This is a genomic window from Actinomycetota bacterium (assembly GCA_028698215.1).
GTDB lineage: Bacteria > Actinomycetota > Humimicrobiia > Humimicrobiales > Humimicrobiaceae > Halolacustris.
This window is the reverse complement of sequence record JAQVDY010000056.1, coordinates 1-3,524: the sequence shown is the minus strand read 5'-3', so window position 1 is coordinate 3,524 and position 3,524 is coordinate 1. Positions and strand designations below refer to the sequence as shown.

The 3,524-nt window shown below is 41.1% G+C and carries 3 protein-coding genes; all 3 read right to left on the bottom strand.

Annotated elements, in window-relative coordinates; all coding sequences use genetic code 11:
- The coding region (locus PHN32_09090; protein ID MDD3777742.1) for a lipopolysaccharide biosynthesis protein at positions 1-1,461 on the bottom strand (1,461 nt) is incomplete at its 3' end.
- A 126-nt stretch (positions 1,462-1,587) separates the two neighbouring features.
- A complete protein-coding gene (locus PHN32_09085) occupies positions 1,588-2,214 on the bottom strand; it encodes an HAD family phosphatase (GenBank protein MDD3777741.1) in 627 nt (208 codons plus the stop codon).
- Between the two features lie 28 nt (positions 2,215-2,242).
- Positions 2,243-3,295 carry a GHMP kinase gene (locus PHN32_09080; protein MDD3777740.1) on the bottom strand — a complete coding sequence of 351 codons (1,053 nt, stop codon included), beginning with the start codon at positions 3,293-3,295 and terminating at the stop codon, positions 2,243-2,245.
- Between the last annotated feature and the right edge of the window lie 229 nt (positions 3,296-3,524).

Below are 3,524 nucleotides of genomic sequence, written 5' to 3'. Positions count from 1 at the left end.
ATGGTAGCCCAGAAATCTATTATATAGATAATTCATAACTATAAATATGAAAATAATTATGGCCAATATAGCTATGAATCCAGCCGCCGTGTAAGTATCTAGCACCAATTTAAACCCATAGGCAGCCAATACCATAATTACTCCTCCTATTAAGGGCAGGCCTATGATCTTTAATACACTGCGAATTGGCAATTTAAGCACTTTTATAGTCTGAACAAAGAAGCCTATTGATGCCACCAGCACCCCGCTAAAAACAGCTATAGATGTGCCCATAATCCCATATTTATAAGTCAAGGGATAAACCAATGCAGCTATTACTAGAAACCTTACTACCTGCCACCTGGTTTCTATCTTGGGTTTGCCAATAGCAGCAAACAAGGGAATCATGGTAGTAAACATAGACCTGGCCAGGCCGGCCAGCACTAAAACCTGTATAACCGGCACAATGGCTATCCACTTATCCCCTAAAAATATATGCACAAATTGTGGAGCCATTACCAGAATAACAGCAGAGATGGGGAAAGTAATAAATGATACCAATTGCAGCACCTTACTATAAGCAGACCTTAACCTTTCCGGCTCTGACTGCAGCTTGGCATACAGGGGAAAGCCAACCCTGGAGATAACATTAGTAATTTCTGTAGCCGGTATATTGGAAATACGGTAAGCCATCTGGTAGAACCCCAGCATGGCAGCGCCCAGCATTATTCCTACTAATATGTCATCTCCCTGGATAATTAAGAAAATTAATATTCCCGATACGGTAATCCACTTGCCGTAAGAAAACAGCTCCTTGGTCTGGCTGGCAATAATTTGTATTCTTGGCCGGTAGGGCTCAATTATGTAAGACATAATACATTTGGTTAAATTACCAGCTAAAAGGCCCAATACCAGGGCCCATACATTTCTTAATAAAAATACTGCTACCACTGTAACAATAAAATCTATCAAGGTACCCAGGAATTGGTATTTGAACACCTTTTTAAATTCCAATTCCTTGTGAAGGTATAATATGGCAATATTATTAAAACCTTGGATTAGCACTGCTATTCCCATAACCCTTATAATATTCTCGGCATTGGGAGCAGAAAATAAAAGTGAGGCTGGCTTGGCTAAAAAGAAAATAGCCACTGCAATTACCAGGCTTCTGATTAATCCCATGGTCCAGGCAGTATTTAAGTAAGGCCTGGTTTCTTTCCTGCTATGGATTAAGGCTTGGGAATAACCGGTATTAGTAAATGATTCCAGGATAGATAAAACCAGGAGCGCTACTCCAAATACTCCAAAGTCATTGGGGGAAAGAATCCGGGCTAAAATGACCAGCCTTACCAGCTTAAATAACCGGTCAACTATCCTAATAAAGAAAACCCAGAAAGTCCCCTTGGCCGCTTTGCCGGAAAGGCTGCTCCCCGAATGCGACAATCCTTTAGCTATGTTTATTATTTTTTGAAGCTTAACCATATAAAGCCAAGTATAATTTGAAATCAGCCAGTTAACAATCTTAAACCTGCCGTAGATAAAAGATTATTAAAAATAGCATCAATTAGGAAAGTAATTATAAACTTTTCCTTGGGGGTATATGGCCAGTTAAAGGGGGAGGCCGCCCATGAATTTTAAAAGTTCAGACTTAAAATATTCATAGGATTTAAACACAATGCCGTTTAAGCCCAAATTCCGGGCTCCCTTTACAAAATCTTCAACATCATCTATGTAGACTGTTTCTTCCGGGCGGCATTGCAGTATGTCTAATGCCTTCATGTAAATCTCCGGTTCAGGCTTGCGGTATCCCATTTCAAAGGACAGCACTTTTTGTTCAAAATTATCCATTACCTTAAACTTTTTCTCCACCCACCGATAGTGCAGGTAATTGGTATTGGATAAAGCCAAAACTTTCACCCTCTTTTTGACCTGCAGCAACACCTCTGGCATTCCGTCATGATCAAAAAAGACATCATTAAAAATAGCACTGAACTGGGCAAAGGAAATATCTACCCCTATCTTTTTAGCAGTAGCTTCATAAAAAGGCTCAGGCTCAATAAATCCCCTTTCAAAACTGTCCTCCAGTTTGGTACCAATTAATTTGGAATAAATAACTTCCTTGGAAAAAGGGCTGAACTGGGCAAATTTCCGGCAGGCCACCATATGGTCCACTTTTAATATCACGTTTCCCATATCAAAAATTACTGCTTTTATAGGGTGTTGGGATTGTATCATACTTAGGTCTTTCTGTATTTTGGTCCTGTTAGGTCTCCCAGGTACGCAGCCCGTAACGGCTTAAATATAGGGGTATATTCCTATACAAGGGATTTGCTTTTTCAATTTCCTTTAGCATATACCTTTTCTGGCTTGATTTTTCTCCACATAATAAAGTAAGCGATCCGCCTTCTCCCCCTGCTCCATTTACCTTCCAGCCAATAGCACCGCTTTCCTTGGCAATTCCGATAATCTCTAAAATACTATCACTTATAAGAGCTGAACTTAACTCTTTCTGGGCCTCGGTATTGTAAATCATGGCTTGGCCCAAAGCATCAAAATCCCCGGCATAAAGGGCATCGCGGGAAAGCTCCGCTGTTTTCCTTAATTTTTCCAGCCGGGGGCTTTCCGGTCCCTCATCCTCCAAATCAGCTATTACTTTTTCATGCACTTCAGAAGACTTATGGGATTTACCCATAAAGATCAACACCAGCCGTCTTTCCAGCTCCCACCATATGGAGTTAGGAATACTTATCTGGGATACAGTAGCATAAGGATAATTATACATTTCAATGAAGTTAATACCCCCATAGGCAGAACAAAGCTGATCCTGTATGCCTGATTGCAGGTGAAGCAGATCTGTTTCCACCTTATGGGCGGCATAAGCCACCTCATGGGGAGTCATTTTTCCATAACTCAGGCAATCCAGGGCTCCAATCAAAGCCACGCTTACTGCCGCTGAAGTACCGGTTGAGCATCCAGCTGGAGCTTCGGAATAAATAGAGATTTGCAGCGCTAAATCTTTAGGTATATTCATGTACTCTATGGCTGCTTCCAGTAGCGGATGCCGGTCCCAGCCAACAGAGTTGGGTTTCACTATATAACGTTCGCCATAATTTTCCGCATAAAGGGTAATGCGGTCCCTTCTTGAATCCAGGGGGAAAACCTCAATCTGGGTTTCAACATAAGGATAGACTCCTATATTGAAAATCTTGCCGTGTTCGGCAAACCAGGTATCCGTCCAACCGCCATTATCACAAATACGGATAGGGGCTACACTGTTTACCACCTTGAGCCTCTGCTGCAAATCCCTGGAATTCAAATAGCTTCCTTTGGGTAAATATATTAAGTAGGACTAATATATCATACAAGGTTTAAAATAGACAAATTCTATCTTCAATTAAATTAACTGCTAACTATCAGCTTAGACCTCTAAGTCATCCAGAACAAAGCTGATCTTCAACAATACCCTATACTCTGTTACCTGGCCCTGGTCGTCCACTTTTACTTCAAAATCCTTTACCCAGGCAGATTTTACATGCCTTAAGGTC

Bases quoted from the DNA above. Each gene is read 5' to 3' on its own strand.
- PHN32_09085 (MDD3777741.1), bottom strand. From the start codon at position 2,214: ATGATACAATCCCAACACCCTATAAAAGCAGTAATTTTTGATATGGGA.